General features: G+C 73.1%; 14 protein-coding genes. 8 read left to right on the top strand and 6 right to left on the bottom strand.

All coding sequences use genetic code 11. From position 1 onward, the window contains the following. The first annotated feature begins 456 nt into the window (after positions 1 to 456). The 5 genes from EV562_RS18920 (at position 457) to parJ (ending at position 6,770) form a co-directional block, all read left to right on the top strand. Positions 457 to 1,221, top strand: coding sequence for an IclR family transcriptional regulator (locus EV562_RS18920; protein WP_133887990.1), 765 nt, complete (start codon positions 457 to 459; stop codon positions 1,219 to 1,221). Positions 1,222 to 1,548: 327 nt separating this feature from the next. Next, on the top strand, positions 1,549 to 2,343 hold the full coding sequence (locus tag EV562_RS18915; protein WP_133887989.1) for an MIP/aquaporin family protein: 795 nt from the start codon (positions 1,549 to 1,551) through the stop codon (positions 2,341 to 2,343). A 108-nt stretch (positions 2,344 to 2,451) separates the two neighbouring features. Then, entirely contained in the window at positions 2,452 to 3,987 is a 1,536-nt protein-coding gene (gene glpK, locus EV562_RS18910; protein ID WP_133888217.1) for a glycerol kinase GlpK, read from the top strand. A gap of 8 nt (positions 3,988 to 3,995) precedes the next feature. Further along, positions 3,996 to 5,612, top strand: a complete 1,617-nt coding sequence (locus EV562_RS18905) for a glycerol-3-phosphate dehydrogenase/oxidase (protein WP_133887988.1) — start codon at positions 3,996 to 3,998, stop codon at positions 5,610 to 5,612. Between the two features lie 150 nt (positions 5,613 to 5,762). Continuing rightward, complete coding sequence (parJ, locus tag EV562_RS18900; protein WP_133887987.1) at positions 5,763 to 6,770, top strand: filament polymerization regulator ParJ; 1,008 nt, start codon at positions 5,763 to 5,765, stop codon at positions 6,768 to 6,770. 66 nt (positions 6,771 to 6,836) lie between these two features. Here the strand turns inward: parJ and mshC are convergent, their stop codons facing one another. The 4 genes from mshC to EV562_RS18880 all read right to left on the bottom strand — a co-directional run bounded on the left by mshC (position 6,837) and on the right by EV562_RS18880 (position 10,325). Next, positions 6,837 to 8,066 (bottom strand): cysteine--1-D-myo-inosityl 2-amino-2-deoxy-alpha-D-glucopyranoside ligase, encoded by a 1,230-nt coding sequence (gene mshC, locus EV562_RS18895; RefSeq protein WP_133887986.1) that lies wholly within the window; start codon positions 8,064 to 8,066, stop codon positions 6,837 to 6,839. A gap of 102 nt (positions 8,067 to 8,168) precedes the next feature. Then, the gene (locus EV562_RS18890) at positions 8,169 to 8,999 is read right to left on the bottom strand and encodes an SCO1664 family protein (protein WP_208298378.1); all 831 of its coding nucleotides are present in this window, start codon (positions 8,997 to 8,999) and stop codon (positions 8,169 to 8,171) included. Further along, positions 8,963 to 9,553 (bottom strand): DUF3090 domain-containing protein, encoded by a 591-nt coding sequence (locus EV562_RS18885; RefSeq protein ID WP_007447870.1) that lies wholly within the window; start codon positions 9,551 to 9,553, stop codon positions 8,963 to 8,965. Before EV562_RS18885 ends, EV562_RS18890 begins: the two co-directional genes overlap by 37 nt. A gap of 85 nt (positions 9,554 to 9,638) precedes the next feature. Beyond that, positions 9,639 to 10,325 carry a histidine phosphatase family protein gene (locus EV562_RS18880; RefSeq protein WP_133887984.1) on the bottom strand — a complete coding sequence of 229 codons (687 nt, stop codon included), beginning with the start codon at positions 10,323 to 10,325 and terminating at the stop codon, positions 9,639 to 9,641. A 61-nt stretch (positions 10,326 to 10,386) separates the two neighbouring features. On the opposite strand from EV562_RS18880, the gene corA reads away from it, so the two are divergent. After that, a complete protein-coding gene (corA, locus tag EV562_RS18875) occupies positions 10,387 to 11,382 on the top strand; it encodes a magnesium/cobalt transporter CorA (protein WP_166661872.1) in 996 nt (331 codons plus the stop codon). A gap of 12 nt (positions 11,383 to 11,394) precedes the next feature. On the opposite strand, the gene EV562_RS18870 is transcribed toward corA, so the two are convergent. Further along, positions 11,395 to 12,183, bottom strand: coding sequence for a ferritin-like domain-containing protein (locus tag EV562_RS18870; RefSeq protein ID WP_133887982.1), 789 nt, complete (start codon positions 12,181 to 12,183; stop codon positions 11,395 to 11,397). 235 nt (positions 12,184 to 12,418) lie between these two features. Beyond that, positions 12,419 to 13,474: an LLM class F420-dependent oxidoreductase gene (locus tag EV562_RS18865; RefSeq protein ID WP_133887981.1), complete on the bottom strand. Its 1,056-nt coding sequence runs from the start codon at positions 13,472 to 13,474 to the stop codon at positions 12,419 to 12,421. 113 nt (positions 13,475 to 13,587) lie between these two features. Here EV562_RS18865 and EV562_RS18860 point away from each other — a divergent pair, with 113 nt between their 5' ends. Further along, the gene (locus EV562_RS18860) at positions 13,588 to 14,574 is read left to right on the top strand and encodes an aldo/keto reductase (protein ID WP_133887980.1); all 987 of its coding nucleotides are present in this window, start codon (positions 13,588 to 13,590) and stop codon (positions 14,572 to 14,574) included. Beyond that, positions 14,571 to 16,874, top strand: coding sequence for a helix-hairpin-helix domain-containing protein (locus tag EV562_RS18855; protein ID WP_133887979.1), 2,304 nt, complete (start codon positions 14,571 to 14,573; stop codon positions 16,872 to 16,874). Before EV562_RS18860 ends, EV562_RS18855 begins: the two co-directional genes overlap by 4 nt. Positions 16,875 to 16,943: the final 69 nt, after the last annotated feature.

Raw genomic sequence — 16,943 nt, 5'->3', positions numbered from 1 at the left:
CGACGGCGGCGACACGCTCGGAGACCGGGAGGCCGCGCCGGGCACCGGCGGTGACGCGCCCGGGCACCGGCGGGGTCTCGCTCCGGCACCGGCGGGGTCTCGCTCCGGCACCGGCGGGGTCTCGCTCCGGCACCGGCGGGGTCGCGCTCGGGCACCGGCGGGGTCTCGCTCCGGCACCGGCGGGGTCTCGCTCCGGCACCGGCGGGGTCGCGCCGGTGCGCGGCTCCCGCGGGGACGTCCGAGGTCACGGTGGGCCGCGGTGGTCGCGCGGGGCACGAGCGTACGGAGGGTCGTCCGTGATCCGGGGCCTTCGGGGGCATGGCCGGAGGACCGAAGTGCAACAGTTGCCCGCCGACCATTGGCGGGAGGTCGGCATCGACCGGTAGTGTTCGGCATTGCCGAACGACGTCAGTGGCGTCGAGGTCGGCACTCGAAGGGGACGGAGGCAGTACGTCGATGGCACGGAACATCCAGTCGCTCGAACGGGCGGCCGCGATGCTGCGCCTGCTCGGAGGCGGCGAGCGGCGGCTCGGCCTGTCGGACATCGCCTCGTCACTGGGTCTGGCCAAGGGCACCGCGCACGGCATCCTGCGCACCCTCCAGCAGGAGGGCTTCGTCGAGCAGGACGACGCCTCCGGGCGCTATCAGCTGGGCGCCGAGCTGCTGCGCCTGGGCACCACCTACCTGGACGTGCACGAGCTGCGGGCCCGCGCCCTGGTGTGGACGGACGACCTGGCCCGCTCCAGCGGCGAGAGCGTCCACCTCGGCGTCCTGCACCAGCAGGGCGTCCTGATCGTGCACCACGTCTTCCGCCCCGACGACAGCCGGCAGGTCCTGGAGATCGGGGCCATGCAGCCGCTGCACTCCACGGCGCTGGGCAAGGTGCTGTCGGCGTACGACCCGGTCGCGCACAGCGAGGCGCTGGAGGCCGACCGCAAGGCGTTCACGGACCGGACCGTGCACGAGCCGGAGGGCTTCGAGCACGTCCTGGACATCACGCGCGCGCGGGGGTACGCCGCCGACGTCGAGGAGACCTGGGAGGGCATCGCCTCCATCGCCGCACCGATCCACGACCGCAGGCGCATGCCGGTCGGCGCGGTCGGCATCACCGGGGCCGTGGAGCGGGTGTGCCGGGAGGGCGAGCTGCGGCCCGAGCTGGTCGCGGCGGTGCGGGACTGCGCCCGTGCGGTGTCGCGGGACCTGGGCGCCGGACGGTTCTAGGACCCGCGACGGACTGATCGAGGCCGGGACGCCCGAGGCGCCCCGGCCTTCGCCGTGTCCGGCGCCGGTCCGCGCCGGCACCGCGGGCCGACCGATAGCCCGTGGCGATCAATAACGATCGTGCTTTCGATAACACAGCTCTTGACGCACGCCTGACGTCGAACGAGACTCGCGTCCATCGGTCGGCATTGTCGAACACCTACCGGCAATAAGCGTTAGAGTGTGACAGTGCCAAGGGCCGCCATCGCTCTCATACCGAGGGCGCCGGAACACCCGGAGGGACCCGGGGGTTCGGCTTCCCCTGGACGAAGGACAAAGGAGTCGCGGGTGTCCAGCTCCGACATCTTCATCGGCGAGACCATCGGTACCGCCATACTCATCCTGCTCGGCGGCGGTGTGTGTGCCGCCGTGACGCTCAAGGCCTCCAAGGCGCGCAACGCCGGCTGGGTCGCCATCACCCTCGGGTGGGGCTTCGCCGTCATGACGGCGGCCTACATATCGGGGCCGCTCTCCGGCGCCCACCTCAACCCGGCCGTCACCGTCGGCATCGCGATCAAGGACGGCGACTGGAGCAACACGCCGACCTACTTCGCGGGCCAGATCCTCGGCGCCATGATCGGCGCGGTCCTGGTCTGGATCACCTACTACGGCCAGTTCCAGGCCCACCTCACCGACCGGGAGATCGTCGGCGTCACCGACACGAAGGACGCGACGGCCAAGTCCGTCGAGGCGCAGGAGAAGGGCGCCGGTCCCGTCCTGGGCATCTTCTCCACCGGCCCCGAGATCCGGCACACGGTCCAGAACCTCGCCACCGAGATCGTCGGCACCTTCGTCCTGCTGCTCGCCATCCTCACCCAGGGTCTGAACGACGAGGGCAACGGCCTCGGCATCCTGGGCGCCCTGATCACCGGGTTCGTGGTCGTCTCGATCGGTCTCTCGCTCGGCGGTCCGACGGGATACGCGATCAACCCTGTCCGCGACCTCGGTCCGCGCATCGTGCACGCCCTGCTGCCCCTGCCCAACAAGGGCGGCTCCGACTGGTCCTACGCCTGGATCCCGGTCGTCGGTCCGCTGATCGGCGGCGCGATCGCCGGAGGTGTCTACAACGTCGCGTTCGCCTGAGCGGGCCCCCGCTCGGCGATCATCGAGCCGCAGACCACGCGCCGTACGCACCGGCCACCCACCACGGAACCCCAGGAGCACACAGTGACCGACGACCACACCGCAGGCATCGCCTCCCACGGCCACGGACCGTTCATCGCCGCGATCGACCAGGGCACCACCTCCTCGCGCTGCATCGTCTTCGACCGCGACGGGCGCATCGTCTCCGTCGACCAGAAGGAGCACGAGCAGATCTTCCCCAAGCCCGGCTGGGTCGAGCACAACGCCACCGAGATCTGGACCAACGTCCAGGAGGTCGTCGCCGGGGCCGTGGAGAAGGCGGGCATCACCCGCGACGACATCAAGGCCATCGGCATCACCAACCAGCGCGAGACGACCCTCGTCTGGGACAGGAACACCGGTGAGCCCGTCCACAACGCCATCGTCTGGCAGGACACCCGCACCGACGCCCTCTGCCGTGAACTGGGCCGCAACGTCGGCCAGGACCGCTTCCGCCGCGAGACCGGGCTCCCCCTCGCCTCCTACTTCGCCGGCCCCAAGGCCCGCTGGCTGCTCGACAACGTCGACGGTCTGCGCGAGCGCGCCGAGGCGGGCGACCTGCTGTTCGGCACCATGGACACCTGGGTCATCTGGAACCTCACCGGCGGCGTGGACGGCGGCAAGCACGTCACCGACGTCACCAACGCCTCGCGCACCATGCTGATGAACCTGCACACCATGGCGTGGGACGAGAAGATCGCCGAGTCGATCGGCGTGCCGATGCGGATGCTCCCGGAGATCCGCTCCTCCGCCGAGGTCTACGGCGAGATCAAGGGCGGCCGTCTCGGCGAGCTGCTCGGCGGCATCCCGGTCGCCTCCGCGCTCGGCGACCAGCAGGCGGCCCTGTTCGGCCAGACCTGCTTCTCCGAGGGCGAGACCAAGTCGACGTACGGCACCGGCACCTTCATGGTGATGAACACCGGTGACAAGCTCATCAACTCCTACTCGGGCCTGCTGACCACGGTCGGCTACAAGATCGGCGACCAGGACACGGTCTACGCCCTGGAGGGGTCGATCGCCGTCACCGGTTCGCTGGTGCAGTGGATGCGCGACCAGATGGGCCTGATCTCCACCGCCGCCGAGATCGAGACCCTGGCCATGCAGGTCGAGGACAACGGCGGCGCCTACTTCGTCCCGGCCTTCTCCGGCCTGTTCGCCCCGTACTGGCGCTCCGACGCCCGCGGTGTGATCGCCGGCCTCACCCGGTACGTCACCAAGGCGCACCTCGCGCGCGCCGTCCTGGAGGCCACCGCCTGGCAGACCCGTGAGATCGCGGACGCCATGACGAAGGACTCCGGTGTGGAGCTGACCGCCCTCAAGGTCGACGGCGGCATGACCTCCAACAACCTGCTGATGCAGACCCTCGCCGACTTCGTGGACGCCCCCGTGGTGCGCCCGATGGTCGCCGAGACCACCTGCCTCGGCGCCGCCTACGCCGCCGGCCTGGCCGTCGGCTTCTGGAACAGCACCGACGACCTGCGCGCCAACTGGCGTCGGGCCGCCGAGTGGACCCCCCGCATGGACGCGGAGACCCGCGACCGTGAGTACAAGAGCTGGCTCAAGGCCGTGAAGCGGACCATGGGCTGGCTCGAGGACGAGGAGTAAGAACCACCATGACCACTCAGTCCACCCTGCAGTCCGTGCCTGCCCTGGGGACGCACCCGGCCTCCGGCTCGAACCCGAGCCGGGCCGAGACCCGGGAGCAGCTCTCCAAGGCGTCGTACGACCTTCTCGTGATCGGCGGCGGCATCCTGGGCATCTCCACCGCCTGGCACGCCGCGCAGTCCGGCCTCAGGGTGGCCGTGGTCGACGCCGGCGACTTCGCCGGCGCCACCTCCTCCGCCTCCTCCAAGCTGCTCCACGGCGGACTGCGCTACCTGCAGACCGGCGCGGTGAAGCTGGTCGCGGAGAACCACTTCGAGCGCCGTGCGGTCTCCCGCCAGGTGGCTCCCCACCTGGCGAACCCGCTCACCTTCTACCTCCCCGTGTACAAGGGCGGGCCGCACGGCGCGGCGAAGCTCGGGGCCGGCGTCTTCGCGTACTCGGCGCTGTCCGCCTTCGGCGACGGCGTCGGCCACCTGCTCTCCCCGGCCAAGGCCGCGCAGGACGTGCCGGAGCTGCGCACCGACAACCTCAAGGCCGTCGCCGTGTACGGCGACGACCAGATGAACGACGCCCGCATGGCGCTGATGACGGTCCGCGCGGCGGTCGACTCCGGCGCGGTGGTCCTCAACCACGCCGAGGTCACCGGGCTGCGCTTCACGGACGGCCGGGTGACCGGCGCCGAGCTGAAGGACCGGCTGTCCGGCGACGAGTTCGGGGTGAACGCCCGCCTGGTGCTCAACGCCACCGGCCCGTGGGTCGACCACCTGCGCCGCATGGAGGACCCGGCCGCGGCCCCGTCCATCCGCCTGTCCAAGGGCGCGCACCTGGTGCTCAAGCGCACCGCGCCCTGGAAGGCGGCGCTGGCCACCCCGATCGACAAGTACCGGATCACCTTCGCCCTCCCCTGGGAGGACATGCTGCTGCTCGGTACCACCGACGAGGAGTTCGAGGGCGACCCGGCGGACGTCGCGGTCAACGACAAGGACGTGGCCCAGATACTCGACGAGGCCGCGTTCTCCATCCGCGACCAGCAGCTGGACCGTGACCTGATCACGTACTCCTTCGCGGGTCTGCGCGTGCTGCCGGGCGGTCCCGGCGACACGGCGAAGGCCAAGCGCGAGACGGTCGTCACCGAGGGCCGGGGCGGGATGCTGTCCGTCGCGGGCGGCAAGTGGACCACCTTCCGCCACATCGGCCGTACGGTGATGAAGAAGCTGGAGGCGCTGCCCGGCCACCCGCTGGGCGACGGCTTCGAGCCCATCGCGTCGCTGCCGAAGAAGCTGCCGCTGCCCGGCGTGGCCAACCCGCGCGCGGTGGCCCACCGGCTGCTGGTGGACGGCTCGGCGCCCGGCCCGCGCATGGCGGCCGACACCGCCAGGCACCTGGCCACGCACTACGGCTCGCTCGCCTTCGACATCGCCCGGCTCGCCAACGAGAGCCCGGAGCTGGCGCGGCGCGTCCACCCGGACGCCCCGGAGATCTGGGCGCAGGTCGTGTGGGCCCGGGACAACGAGTGGGCCGAGACGGCGGACGACGTGCTGCGCCGCCGTACGACGCTGACGATCCGGGGCCTGGCCACGGACGAGGTCCGCGCGCAGGTCCAGGACGTGCTCGACAAGAAGTAGCCCCGCGTTCCGACGGCGGGCGGTGGGTGTCCGCACACCGGGTACGGGGCAGTGATCCGTTCACTGCCCCGTACGAAGGGGCTGCGGGCGGCCCCTCGGCACGCCGTAAGGTTGGGGGGTACGCGAGGGCACGTCGGAAGGAGGCGCTGGGTGATCGAGCTCGAGGGGGTTCCCGAGCTGGTCGACCCGGTCATGGTGGCCGCGTTCGAGGGCTGGAACGATGCCGGTGACGCCGCCTCCACGGCGGTCGCGCATCTCGACAAGGAGTGGAAGGGCGAGGTGTTCGCGGCGCTGGACGCCGAGGACTACTACGACTTCCAGGTCAACCGTCCCACGGTGTTCATCGAGGACGGTGTCCGCAAGGTCACCTGGCCGACGACCAGGCTCTCGGTGGTCCGGGTCGGCGGTGACAAGCCGCGCGACCTGGTGCTCGTCCGGGGCATCGAACCGTCCATGCGCTGGCGCTCGTTCTGCAACGAGCTGCTCGGCTTCGCCCACGAGCTGGGCGTCGAGCTGGTGGTCGTCCTGGGCGCCCTGCTGGGCGACACGCCGCACACCCGGCCGGTCCCGATCAGCGGGACCACGTCGGACGCGGACCTGGCCCGGCGCATGGACCTGGAGGAGACCAAGTACGAGGGGCCGACGGGCATCGTCGGCATCCTCCAGGAGGCGTGCGCCCACGCGGGGGTGCCGGCCGTGTCGCTGTGGGCGGCGGTGCCGCACTACGTGTCGCAGCCGCCGAACCCGAAGGCCACGCTGGCCCTGCTGAACCGGCTGGAGGACCTGATCGGCGTGCGGGTCCCGCTGGGCGAGCTGGCCGAGGACGCGCGTGCCTGGCAGGTGGGCGTGGACCAGCTGGCCGCGGAGGACACCGAGGTCGCCGAGTACGTGCAGTCGCTGGAGGAGGCCCGGGACACGGCGGAGCTGCCGGAGGCGTCGGGCGAGGCGATCGCGCGGGAGTTCGAGCGGTACCTGCGGCGGCGGGACGGGGCGGGGCCTGGTGGCCCCGGGCCCGGGAGTCCCGGCGGGCATGCCACGGCGGACGGGGGCGACGGACCGTCCGGGGCGCCGTTCCTGCGGGACAACCCGGGTGGGCGGACGCGGCCGCCGAAGCCGCCGAAGGCGGGCGGGGACGACGAGGAGTCGTCGGAGGACTGAGAGCCGCAAACGTGCTGAGGGGCGCTTCCCGGTGGGAGCGCCCCTCAGTGGTCGGTGGGGACAGCCTTACAGCGCCACGCCCAGGAGGGCGTCCACCGCGCGGGAGACCACGCCCGGCGCGCCGGTGTCCGTGCCGCCGGTCTCCTGCTGGAGTGCGGCCCAGCGGTCGACGGCGTCGAGGGCGGCCGGGGAGTCCAGGTCGTTCGCGAGGGCCTCGCGGATCTGCTCGACGAGGGCCTCGGCGGGCGGGCCGTCGGGGCGGGAGACGGCGGCGCGCCAGCGGTCGAGGCGGGCGACGGCGTCCTCGAGGACCTTGTCGGTCCACTCCCAGTCGGAGCGGTAGTGGTGGGCGAGGAGCGTGACCCGGATGGCGGCCGGGTCGACGCCCTCGCGGCGCAGCTGGGAGACGAAGACCAGGTTTCCCTTGGACTTGGACATCTTCTCGCCGTCGAGACCGACCATGCCGGCGTGCACGTACGCCTTGGCCATCGGGAACTCGCCGGTGAGGGCCTGGGCGTGCGAGGCGCCCATCTCGTGGTGCGGGAAGGCGAGGTCGGAGCCGCCGCCCTGGACGTCGAAGCCCATGCCGAGGTGGTCGAGGGCGATGGCCACGCACTCGATGTGCCAGCCGGGGCGTCCGCGGCCGAGCGTGCCGCCGTCCCAGCTGGGCTCGCCCTCGCGGGCGGCCATCCACAGCATCGGGTCGAGCGGGTTCTTCTTGCCGGGCCGGTCGGGGTCGCCGCCGCGCTCGGCGGAGAGCAGCCGCATCGCCGCCGCGTCCAGGTGGGAGACGCTGCCGAAGTGGGGGTCCGCCTCGACGGAGAAGTAGGTGTCGCCCTCCAGCTCGTAGGCCGCGCCGGCGTCGCGGAGCCGCTCGACGAGCGGGACGATGCCCGGTATGGCCTCGACGGCACCTATGTAGTGCTGCGGCGGCAGCATCCGCAGTGCCGTCATGTCCTCGCGGAACAGGGCGGTCTCCTGCTCGGCGAGGGCGGTCCAGTCGACCCCGTCGCGCACGGCCCGCTCCAGGAGCGGGTCGTCCACGTCGGTGACGTTCTGGACGTAGTGGACCTGCCGCTTGGTGTCGAGCCACACGCGCTGCACGAGGTCGAACGCGTTGTAGGTCGCCGCGTGCCCCATGTGGGTGGCGTCGTACGGCGTGATGCCGCAGACGTAGATACGGGCGACGGGACCGGGGTCGAGGGTGACCGGGCCGCCGGTCGCGGTGTCGTGGATCCTCAGGTCGCGGCCCTGACCAGGCAGGGCGGGGACCTCGGAAGCGGGCCAGGCATGCATGTCATGAGCCTAACCGGACGGATGTTCCGTACACGAACCGGACCGGGCCGGATGGCCGGTAAGGCGTTCTTGCGCGGGAGCGGCCGGTGTGCCTTCGGGCGGTTACACGGGCGGCCAGGGGATGGCCGGCCACTCGCCGCTCGGTTCGGGGTGCTTGCCGGACACCAGCAGGGCCTCGACCCGCGCGCGGGCGGCGTCGAGCTCGGCGGCGGTGATGAGCGCGGCGAGCCGGGTGGCCAGGGCGCCGCCGTCCTTCAGCGCCTGACCGAGCGCGTCGAGCACCGCCAGCGCCTCCGCGGTGAGCGGCTCGCCCGCCCAGCCCCACAGCAGCGTGCGGAGCTTGTTCTCGGCGTTGAAGGTGACCCCGTGGTCGATGCCGTAGAGCCGCTCCCCCGCCGCGGGCAGCAGGTGGCCGCCCTTTCGGTCGGCGTTGTTGATGACGGCGTCCAGGACGGCTAGGCGGCGCAGCCGTTCGTCGTCGGCGTGCACGAGCAGGGCGGTGCGGCCCTCGCCGACCTCGGCGAGGGCGATCCCCTTCCAGCCGGGGCCGGCTTCTTCCTGGTCCACCAGGGCGAGCAGCTCCGTGTCCGGCACCGCCTCGATCCACAGCTGGACCATGCCCTCGCCGTACGGGCCCTCGCGCAGCACGGTGGGCGGGACGAGGCCCCAGCCGGTGGCCTCGGACACCGCGTACGCGGCGACCTCCCGCTGGGCGAGGGTGCCGTCGGGGAAGTCCCACAGCGGACGCTCGCCGGCGACGGGCTTGTAGACGCAGGCCGCCTCGTGCCCCTGGTGGGTCACGGTGCAGTACAGCGCCGCGTTGGACGCGTCGGGGATGCGTCCGCGTACGGTCAGCTCGCCCTGGGCGAGCAGCTCGGCCGCCGCCGCGTCGGTGGTCACGCTCCGCGGCGGTATCCGTTCTGGCGCGGACATACGTGTCCTTCCGGGTCGAGCGGGAGGCTGCACAGCGGGCACGGCGGCCGCCCGGCGTTGACGACGTCGAGGGCGCGCTTGGCGAAGGCCCTGGCCTGCGCGCCGGTGAGGCGGACCCGGAGCATCGGCGGGCCGTTCTCCTCGTCCTGGAGGAGCCGCTCCTCGGCCTCGGCCAGGTCCTCCTCGGACTCGGCGTCCAGCTCCACGAGGGCCTGCGCCTCGACGATCATGCGCTGGTCCTCGCCGTCCCAGGCCAGCGCCATGGTGCCGACCCGGAACTCCTCCTCGACGGGGGTGTCGAGCGGCGCCGTGTCGGCGGGCCCGGTGGGTGCGGTGGCGGGGACGACGGTGCTGCCGCCGCTGCGCCGTACGACTTCGTCCAGGAGCTCGTCCATGCGCTCGGCGAGGGCAGCGACCTGGGTCTTCTCCAGGGCCACGCTGGTCACCCGGGAGCCTGCGGTGGCCTGGAGGAAGAACGTACGGCGCCCGGGCAGCCCGACCGTACCGGCCACGAAACGTTCCGGTTGGTCGTAGAGGAACACCTGACGGGACACGTCCTGTCTCCATGGGAGTCGGGGAAAGCGGAAGATCGGGATCGGGGACACTGCCGCGACCGGTTCACCCTACTGCGGAGGACGATCACGGTGCGCCCGCACCACCCCCGACCGGGGCTTCGTCACCGGACGGCTCCTCGCGCGGCGCCAGGGAGGCGAAGTCGCCGGTGTCGCCGAGGCGGACGAGGTACGGGCGCAGCCGGGTGTAGCGGATGGCGGTGACGGAGCAGGGCTCGACGGAGATCCGCTGGAACAGGTCGAGGTGGAGGCCGAGCGCCTCGGCGACGAGGGACTTGATGATGTCGCCGTGGGAGCACATGAGGTAGACGGCGTCGGGCCCGTGGTCGCGCTCCACGCGCGCGTTCCACTCGCGTACCGCCTCGGCGGCGCGGGTCTGCATGGCGCGCATCGACTCGCCGCCGGGGAAGGCCGCCGCGGAGGGGTGCGTCTGCACCACCTCCATCAGGGGCTCGTCCTTGAGTTCGGCGAGCTTGCGGCCGGACCAGTCGCCGTAGTGGCACTCCCCGATCCGTTCGTCGGTGTGTGCCCGCAGTTCGGGCCGGGCGTCGAGCAGCGGCCGGAGGGTCTCCTGGCAGCGCTGCAGCGGGCTGGTGACGATCTCGGAGAGCGGCAGGCCGGCGAGCCGCCCGGGCAGTGCGGCGGCCTGCCGGGCGCCGCGTTCGTCGAGGGCGACGCCGGGCGTCCAGCCGGCGAGGAGCCCCTCGGTGTTGGCGGTGGAACGTCCGTGCCTAACGAGGATCAGCGTGGGCATGCGGCCAGGGTAGGCGTACGGCGCGGCGCAGGGGCGCCGGGGCGAGGGGAGAATGGGTCCGGTGATCGTCGACTGTGCCATCTACCGGGACGGGCACCGCACGGACGGGCCCGAGGACCTCTCCGACGCGCTCGGTGAGGCGCGGGACGCCGGCGGCTTCGTGTGGATAGGGCTGCACGAGCCGACGGAGGAGGAGTTCGACCTGGTCAGCCAGGAGTTCGCGCTGCATCCGCTGGCCGTGGAGGACGCCCTCAAGGCGCACCAGCGGCCCAAGCTGGAGGTGTACGACGACTCGCTGTTCGCGGTCCTGAAGCCGGTGGTGTACGAGCCGGACAGCGACACCGTCTCCAGCGGCGAGCTCATGATCTTCCTGGGGGACGGCTTCGCGGTGGTCGTCCGGCACGGCGAGGGTGCTCCGCTGAAGGCGGTGCGGCAGCGGCTGGAGCACGAGCCGGAACTCCTCGGCAAGGGCCCCACGGCGGTGCTGTACGCGATCGCGGACGCGACCGTTGACCACTACCTGGACGTGGCCGTGGAGCTCCAGACGGACCTGGAGGAGCTGGAGGCGGAGGTGTTCTCGCCGGACGGCGGCGGCTCCCGGCACACGGCGTCGCGGATCTACAACTTCAAGCGGCAGGTGCTGGAGTTCCGCCGGGCGACCGGCCCGCTCGCGCCGCCGCTGTCCCGGCTGTCCGGTACGGGGGCGTACGGCGGCGGGGTGCCGTTCGTGAACGACAAGGCGCGGCCGTTCTTCCGGGACGTGAGCGACCACCTCACGCGCGTGAACGAGTCGGTGGAGAGCCTGGACCGGCTGGTCTCGGACATCCTGTCGGCGCATCTGGCGCAGACCGGTGTCCGGCAGAACGACGACATGCGGAAGATCTCGGCGTGGGCGGCCATGGCGGCGGTCCCCACGATGCTCGCGGGGATCTACGGCATGAACTTCGACCACATGCCGGAGTTGCACTGGGTGTGGGGCTACCCGGCGGTGATCGTGGTGATGGCCGTCCTGGAGGTGCTGCTGTACCGGCAGTTCAAGCGCCGCGGCTGGCTGTAGGGCCCGGGTCCCTCAGGCGATCTCGGGGGCGGCGGTGGCGGGTCCGCCGAGCGCGTCGCGCCGTTCGGGCGTCCGCAGGGTCACCATGCGGCGCCAGCCGGCCGCCCGCTCGGCCGCGTACATCGCGTGGATGCCCGCCGCGAGCAGCGCCGACCTGGCGCGCGACCAGCCCAGCAGCCGTCCCATGCGGGCCATCACGGCGAGGCTGACGTCGCGGTGGACGCGGATCTCGGCGTGCGCGCACTCGCGCAGCGTCCGCCGGATGTACGGGCCGTGCCCGGCGGCGGCGAAACGGAGCAGCTCCTCGTGGGAGTAGGCGAGGTGGTTGTCCTCGTCGGCGGAGATCATCCGGACCGCCCGGCCGAGGTCGGGGTGGTCGGCGAAGTACTTCACGAGCATCGCCATCTGTTCGGCGGCACGCTGCTCGGTGACCCTGCTGTGGGCGAGGTAGGTGATGACGTCCCGCACGGTGAGGGGCCGGTCGGCCTTGAGCTTGTCGTGGGCGAGGCCGATGCCGTGGCGTTCCAGGAGCATCGTGTAGTCGGTGTCCGGCGGAACCTCGACGGGTTCGAGGCCGCGCTTCTTCAGCAGGGCGTTGAAGATCCGGCCGTGCTTGTCCTCGTCCGCCCCGTGCCGGGTGATCTTGGGGGCGAGGGCGCGTTCGCTCTCCGGCACCAGCGCCGCGATGCGCGCGTTCTCCCAGCCGCCCTGGGACTCGCCGCTGGCCGCGATGGAGCAGAAGAGACGGAACGACTCGTCGTTGTCGAGGATCTCCTGGAAAAGGCTCTTCGCCGAAAGCATCGGGGGCACCTCTCTGCCGCTGCGTGGTCCGCGGGTTCCGCACACTCCGCGAGGCCGAGTCAAATGCGGGAGAGGGTGCCCGGCAACAGGTGCGGCGGAGGACTCCGCCGAACGAAGGACGCCGGGCGCACGAGGGGGCGTAACCCCGCGCGCCCGGGCGCGTTGTTCCTCGTGACGGCCGTGGCGGGGAAGACCCCCGAGCCCCCACCACGGCCGCAGAACTTTCCCCGTGGCGCTACGCCAGTCCGGCGCGCTCCAGGGCGTCGGTGCCGGCGCGCAGCGCGGCGAGCCGCTCGTCCAGGGTGAAGCCGGCGGGGGCGAGGGTCAGGGTGGTGACGCCGGCCGCGGCGTAGGCCTTCATCCGGTCGGCGATGCGGTCGACGGAGCCGAGCAGCGTCGTCTGGTCGATCAGGTCGTGCGGCACGGCCGCGGCGGCGCCCGCCTTGTCGCCGGCCAGGTACTTGTCCTGGATGTCGGCGGCCTCCCGCTCGTAGCCCATCCGCCCCGCGAGCTGGTTGTAGAAGTTCTGCTTGCGGCTGCCCATGCCGCCGACGTAGAGCGCGGTGTACGGGCGGAAGGTGTCGGCGAGGGCGGTGACGTCCTTGTCGTCGCCGAGGGCGAGCGGCACCGTCGGGCAGACGTCGAAGCCGTCGAGGGTCTTGCCGGCCTTCTCGCGCCCGGCGCGCAGGTGCTTGACGGCGGTCTCCTCCAGGTGCTCGGCGGAGGGGAAGATGAGGAGGGCGCCGTCGGCGATCTCGCCGGTCTGCTCCAGGTTCTTCGGGCCGATCGCGGCGATGTACAGCGGGATGTGCTCGCGCTGCGGGTGCACGGTCAGCTTGATCGGCTTGCCGGGGCCGCCGGGCAGCGGCAGCGTCCAGTGCTGTCCCTCGTAGGAGAGCCGCTCCCTGGTCATCGCCTTGCGCACGATGTCGACGTACTCGCGGGTGCGGGCGAGCGGCTTGTCGAACTTGACGCCGTACCAGCCCTCGGAGACCTGCGGTCCCGACACGCCGAGTCCGAGGCGGAAGCGGCCCTTGGAGAGGGAGTCCAGGGTGGCGGCCGTCATCGCGGTCATCGCGGGCTGGCGGGCGGGGATCTGGAAGATGGCCGAGCCCACGTCGATGCGCTCGGTCTGGGCGGCGACCCAGGTCAGTACGGTGGCCGCGTCGGAGCCGTAGGCCTCGGCGGCCCAGCACACGGCGTATCCGAGCCGGTCGGCCTCCTGGGCGACGGCCAGGTTGTCCGCGTCCATTCCGGCACCCCAGTAGCCGAGGTTGATCCCGAGCTGCATGGCCGATTCCCCTTACCGATCAGTAACGTGGCTGGTGCCCCGACCTTAGCGCGCGGAATTCGGTTGTCCACAGGCCCCCACAGGGCAAGCCGTGGCCAGTAATGTCGGCGTTCATGGAGCAGAGGCATCTCGGCCGCACCGGCCTGCGCGTGTCCCGCATCGGTCTCGGCACCCTGACCTGGGGCCGGGACACGGACGAGCACGACGCCGCGGACCTCTTGAAGACGTTCTGGGAAGCGGGCGGGACCCTCGTCGACACGGCGGACGTGTACGGCGACGGCGAGTCGGAGTACCTGCTCGGACGGCTGATGGAGGGCCTGGTGCCGCGCCGGGACCTGGTGATCTCGACGAAGGCCGGCAGCGTTCCGGATCCCGACCGCCGCTTCGACGGTTCGCGCGCCCATCTGCTCTCCGCGCTGGACGCCTCCCTGGCCCGCCTGGGCACGGACCACGTCGACGTGTGGCACCTGCACGCCTACGATCCGCACACCCCGCTGGAGGAGACGCTGCACGCCCTCGACGTGGCGGTCGGCAGCGGCCGCGCGCGCTACGCGGGGGTCTCCAACTTCTGCGGGTGGCAGCTTGCCAAGGCCGCGACCTGGCAGCTGGCGGCGCCGGGCGTGCGCAACCGGGTGGCGAGCACGCAGATGGAGTACTCGCTGCTCCAGCGGGGCGTGGAGCGGGAGGTGCTGCCGGCCGCCCTGGACCTGGGCATCGGCCTGCTGCCGTCGTCCCCGCTGGGCCGGGGGGTGCTCACGGGCAAGTACCGCAAGGACGCCACACCGCAGGACTCACGGGGTGCCTCGGACCATCTGGCCCCGTTCGTCGAGCCCTACCTCGACGACACGGCCGGGCACATCGTCGACGCGGTGGCGACGGCGGCGGACGGGCTCGCGGTGACCCCGCTCCAGGTGGCACTGGCCTGGGTCCGCGACCGGCCCGGGGTGGTCGCCCCGATCATCGGCCCGCGCAACGCGCAGCAGCTCACGGCGGCGTTGTCAGTGGAGAGCCTTAGTCTTCCTGACGAGATCTGCCGGGCGCTCGACGACGTGTCGGCGCCCGTGCACCGCTATCCCGATCACGACTGGAGCACGCTGTGAGCACGGAGCCCGAGCCCGCCTCGAAGGACACCGCGGACGCCGTGGGGACCGGGCCGGAGACCCCGGGCACGGTGGAGGCCTCCGCGCCGGACGCGTCCGAGCCGGACGGCGCGGCCGAAGCCGGAGCCGTCTCCGACGGGCAGCCGGGGGAGCCCGCGGGCCCCGGGACGGCCGCCGGGGACGGGGGCGAGGCGGCCGCCGGAGGGGAGGGCTCCGGGCAGGTGTCCGAGGTCGAGGCGGAGCTGGCCGCGCAGCGCGTCGAGCGGGAGCGGATCGAGCGGCGGAAGGCCGAGAGGCAGGGGCCGATCGAGGCCGGGGGGAAGCTGAGCGGGACGGCGGCCGACCTGCTCGCCGCCGTACGCGCCGTGGAGAGCGGTGAGAAGCCGGCGGCCGCGGTCTTCGGTGCCCCCGAGCCCGCGCGCCGCCCCGCGCCCGAGCCGGTACGACGCCCCCGGCCGGAGCCCGCCGAGCCGGCCGCCGCGCCCGCCGGACCCGCGGGCCCGGCACCGGAGACGGTGCAGTCGGTGCGGCGCGTGCTCGCCGAGGGAGGCGCCCCCGAAGCGCTCGCGCCGCAGGCCGCCGCGCTCCTCGGCGAGGGCGCCGAGGAGACGCTGCGCGCCGATCCCTGGCAGTTGCTCCGGGTCGGCGGAGTGCGGCCCGAGCAGGCCGACGGGTTCGCCCGCGCGCTGCTGGGCGCGGAGTGCGGCCCGGACGACGAGCGGCGCGGCCGTGCCGTCACCGTCTGGCTCCTGGACCAGGCGGCCCTGGCCGGGCACACGGCGCTGGAGCTGCCGCGGCTCACCGCCACCCTCGCCCAGCGGGGCGTTCCCGATCCCGACGCGGCGGTGCAGAGCACGCTCGCCGAAGGCGAGGCGCTCGCCTTCCAGGACGCCCTGGACGAGCCTGGTGCCCGTCCGGAGCGCGCGGCGGGCGGCGCGGACGGAGAGGACGGGGAGGGCGGTGAGGGCGAGGAGCGGCCCGTCCGGGTGCTGATCGGTCTCGAGCGGTACGCGCTGGCCGAGGAGAGTCTCGCGGACGGACTGGCCCGCCTGGTCAGTTCGACGCCCAAGCAGGACGGCTCCGCCGCGGACTGGGAGCAGGCCGCAGCCTCCGCGCAGGGTTCCGCCGCCGAGCTGATCCGCGCCGTCGCGGGTCACGGGCTGGTCCTGCACACCGGTGGCGAGGCGTCCCTGGCCGAGCCCGCCGCCCTGCTGCACGCGGCTCACTCCCTGGGGCTACGGGCCTGGGCCGCCGCGCCGGGTCCGCTGGGCCGCGACCGCTTCGCCGCCCTGCTCGGCGATCCGTCGTCCGCGCCGGCCTCCCCGGCGCCGTCCGCGCCCTCCCCCGGCGCCGTCACCGTGACCGGGCTGCTGACCGGCGCCGAGGGACCGGGGCGGGAAGCCGACGGGGCCCTGGACCTCGACCTGCTCGTCGTGCTCGACGCGCCGCAGCTCGACGTCGAGGCGGGTGCCCTGCTCGCGGAGTCGCTGCCGGACGGGGCCCGGCTGGTGCTGGCCGGTGATCCGGCGGTGCTCTGGTCCGTGGGTCCCGGGCGGGTCTTCGCGGACCTGCTGGCGGCACGGGTGTGCCCCCAGGTCGCCTCGCGGCGGCCGGACCCGGGTCCGCTCGGCGAGCTGGTCTCCGGCGTCGGCATCGGTGAGCTGGGCCAGGTGGAGGCGCCCGGCAAGGAGATCGTCATCGTTCCGGTGCGTGACCCGGGCGAGGCCGTGCACCGCACCGTCCAGCTCGTGGTGGACTCGGTGCCCCGCGCGATCGGCGTCCCGGCCGAGGAGACCCAGGTGATCACGCCGGGCCACGGCGGTGCGGCGGGCACCCGGGTGCTCAACGCGGCGCTGAAGGAGCGGCTGAACCCGGGCCCGGGTCGCTTCGGCGGCTTCGATCCCGGCGACCGTGTCGTCCACACCCCCGCCCCGGGCCGGGTGCTGCCGGGCCGGGTGGTGGACGCCGACGCCGACGGACTGCGCCTGTCGTGCGCGGGGACCACCGTGGTCGTCCCCCGGGACCGGGTGGAGGGGACCGTACGGCACGGCTGGGCGCTGACCGCGCACCAGGCGCTGGGCGGACGCTGGCCCGCGGTGGTCGTGGTGCTGCCCGGCGACGCCACGGCGGCCCTCAGCCGTCCCTGGATCTACACCGCCTTCGGCCGCGCCGCCCGGCACCTGTCCGTGGTGCAGGGCGTGGAGCAGGCGCTCCCCCAGGCCGTGGCGGAGGTCCCGGCCAAGCCGCGTACGACCCGCCTGCCGGTGCTGCTCAGGCCCCAGGTCCCGTCCACCGACTGACCCGGCCCTGCGGTCCGGGGCCGCCCCGCCGCCGGGGCCGCCGCCTCGGGCCGCGGGGCCCGGGGCCGG

Source organism: Streptomyces sp. BK208, from assembly GCF_004364245.1.
GTDB lineage: Bacteria > Actinomycetota > Actinomycetes > Streptomycetales > Streptomycetaceae > Streptomyces.
The sequence above is the reverse complement of the archived record's forward strand: the minus strand, read 5'-3'. Positions and strand labels throughout refer to the sequence as shown.

Coding starts and splice junctions, on each gene's coding strand:
- EV562_RS18920 (WP_133887990.1), top strand. CDS start 457: ATGGCACGGAACATCCAGTCGCTCGAACGGGCGGCCGCGATGCTGCGC.
- EV562_RS18905 (WP_133887988.1), top strand. CDS start 3,996: ATGACCACTCAGTCCACCCTGCAGTCCGTGCCTGCCCTGGGGACGCAC.
- mshC (WP_133887986.1), bottom strand. CDS start 8,066: ATGCATGCCTGGCCCGCTTCCGAGGTCCCCGCCCTGCCTGGTCAGGGC.
- EV562_RS18890 (WP_208298378.1), bottom strand. CDS start 8,999: ATGTCCGCGCCAGAACGGATACCGCCGCGGAGCGTGACCACCGACGCG.
- EV562_RS18880 (WP_133887984.1), bottom strand. CDS start 10,325: ATGCCCACGCTGATCCTCGTTAGGCACGGACGTTCCACCGCCAACACC.
- EV562_RS18870 (WP_133887982.1), bottom strand. CDS start 12,183: ATGCTTTCGGCGAAGAGCCTTTTCCAGGAGATCCTCGACAACGACGAG.
- EV562_RS18865 (WP_133887981.1), bottom strand. CDS start 13,474: ATGCAGCTCGGGATCAACCTCGGCTACTGGGGTGCCGGAATGGACGCG.
- EV562_RS18860 (WP_133887980.1), top strand. CDS start 13,588: ATGGAGCAGAGGCATCTCGGCCGCACCGGCCTGCGCGTGTCCCGCATC.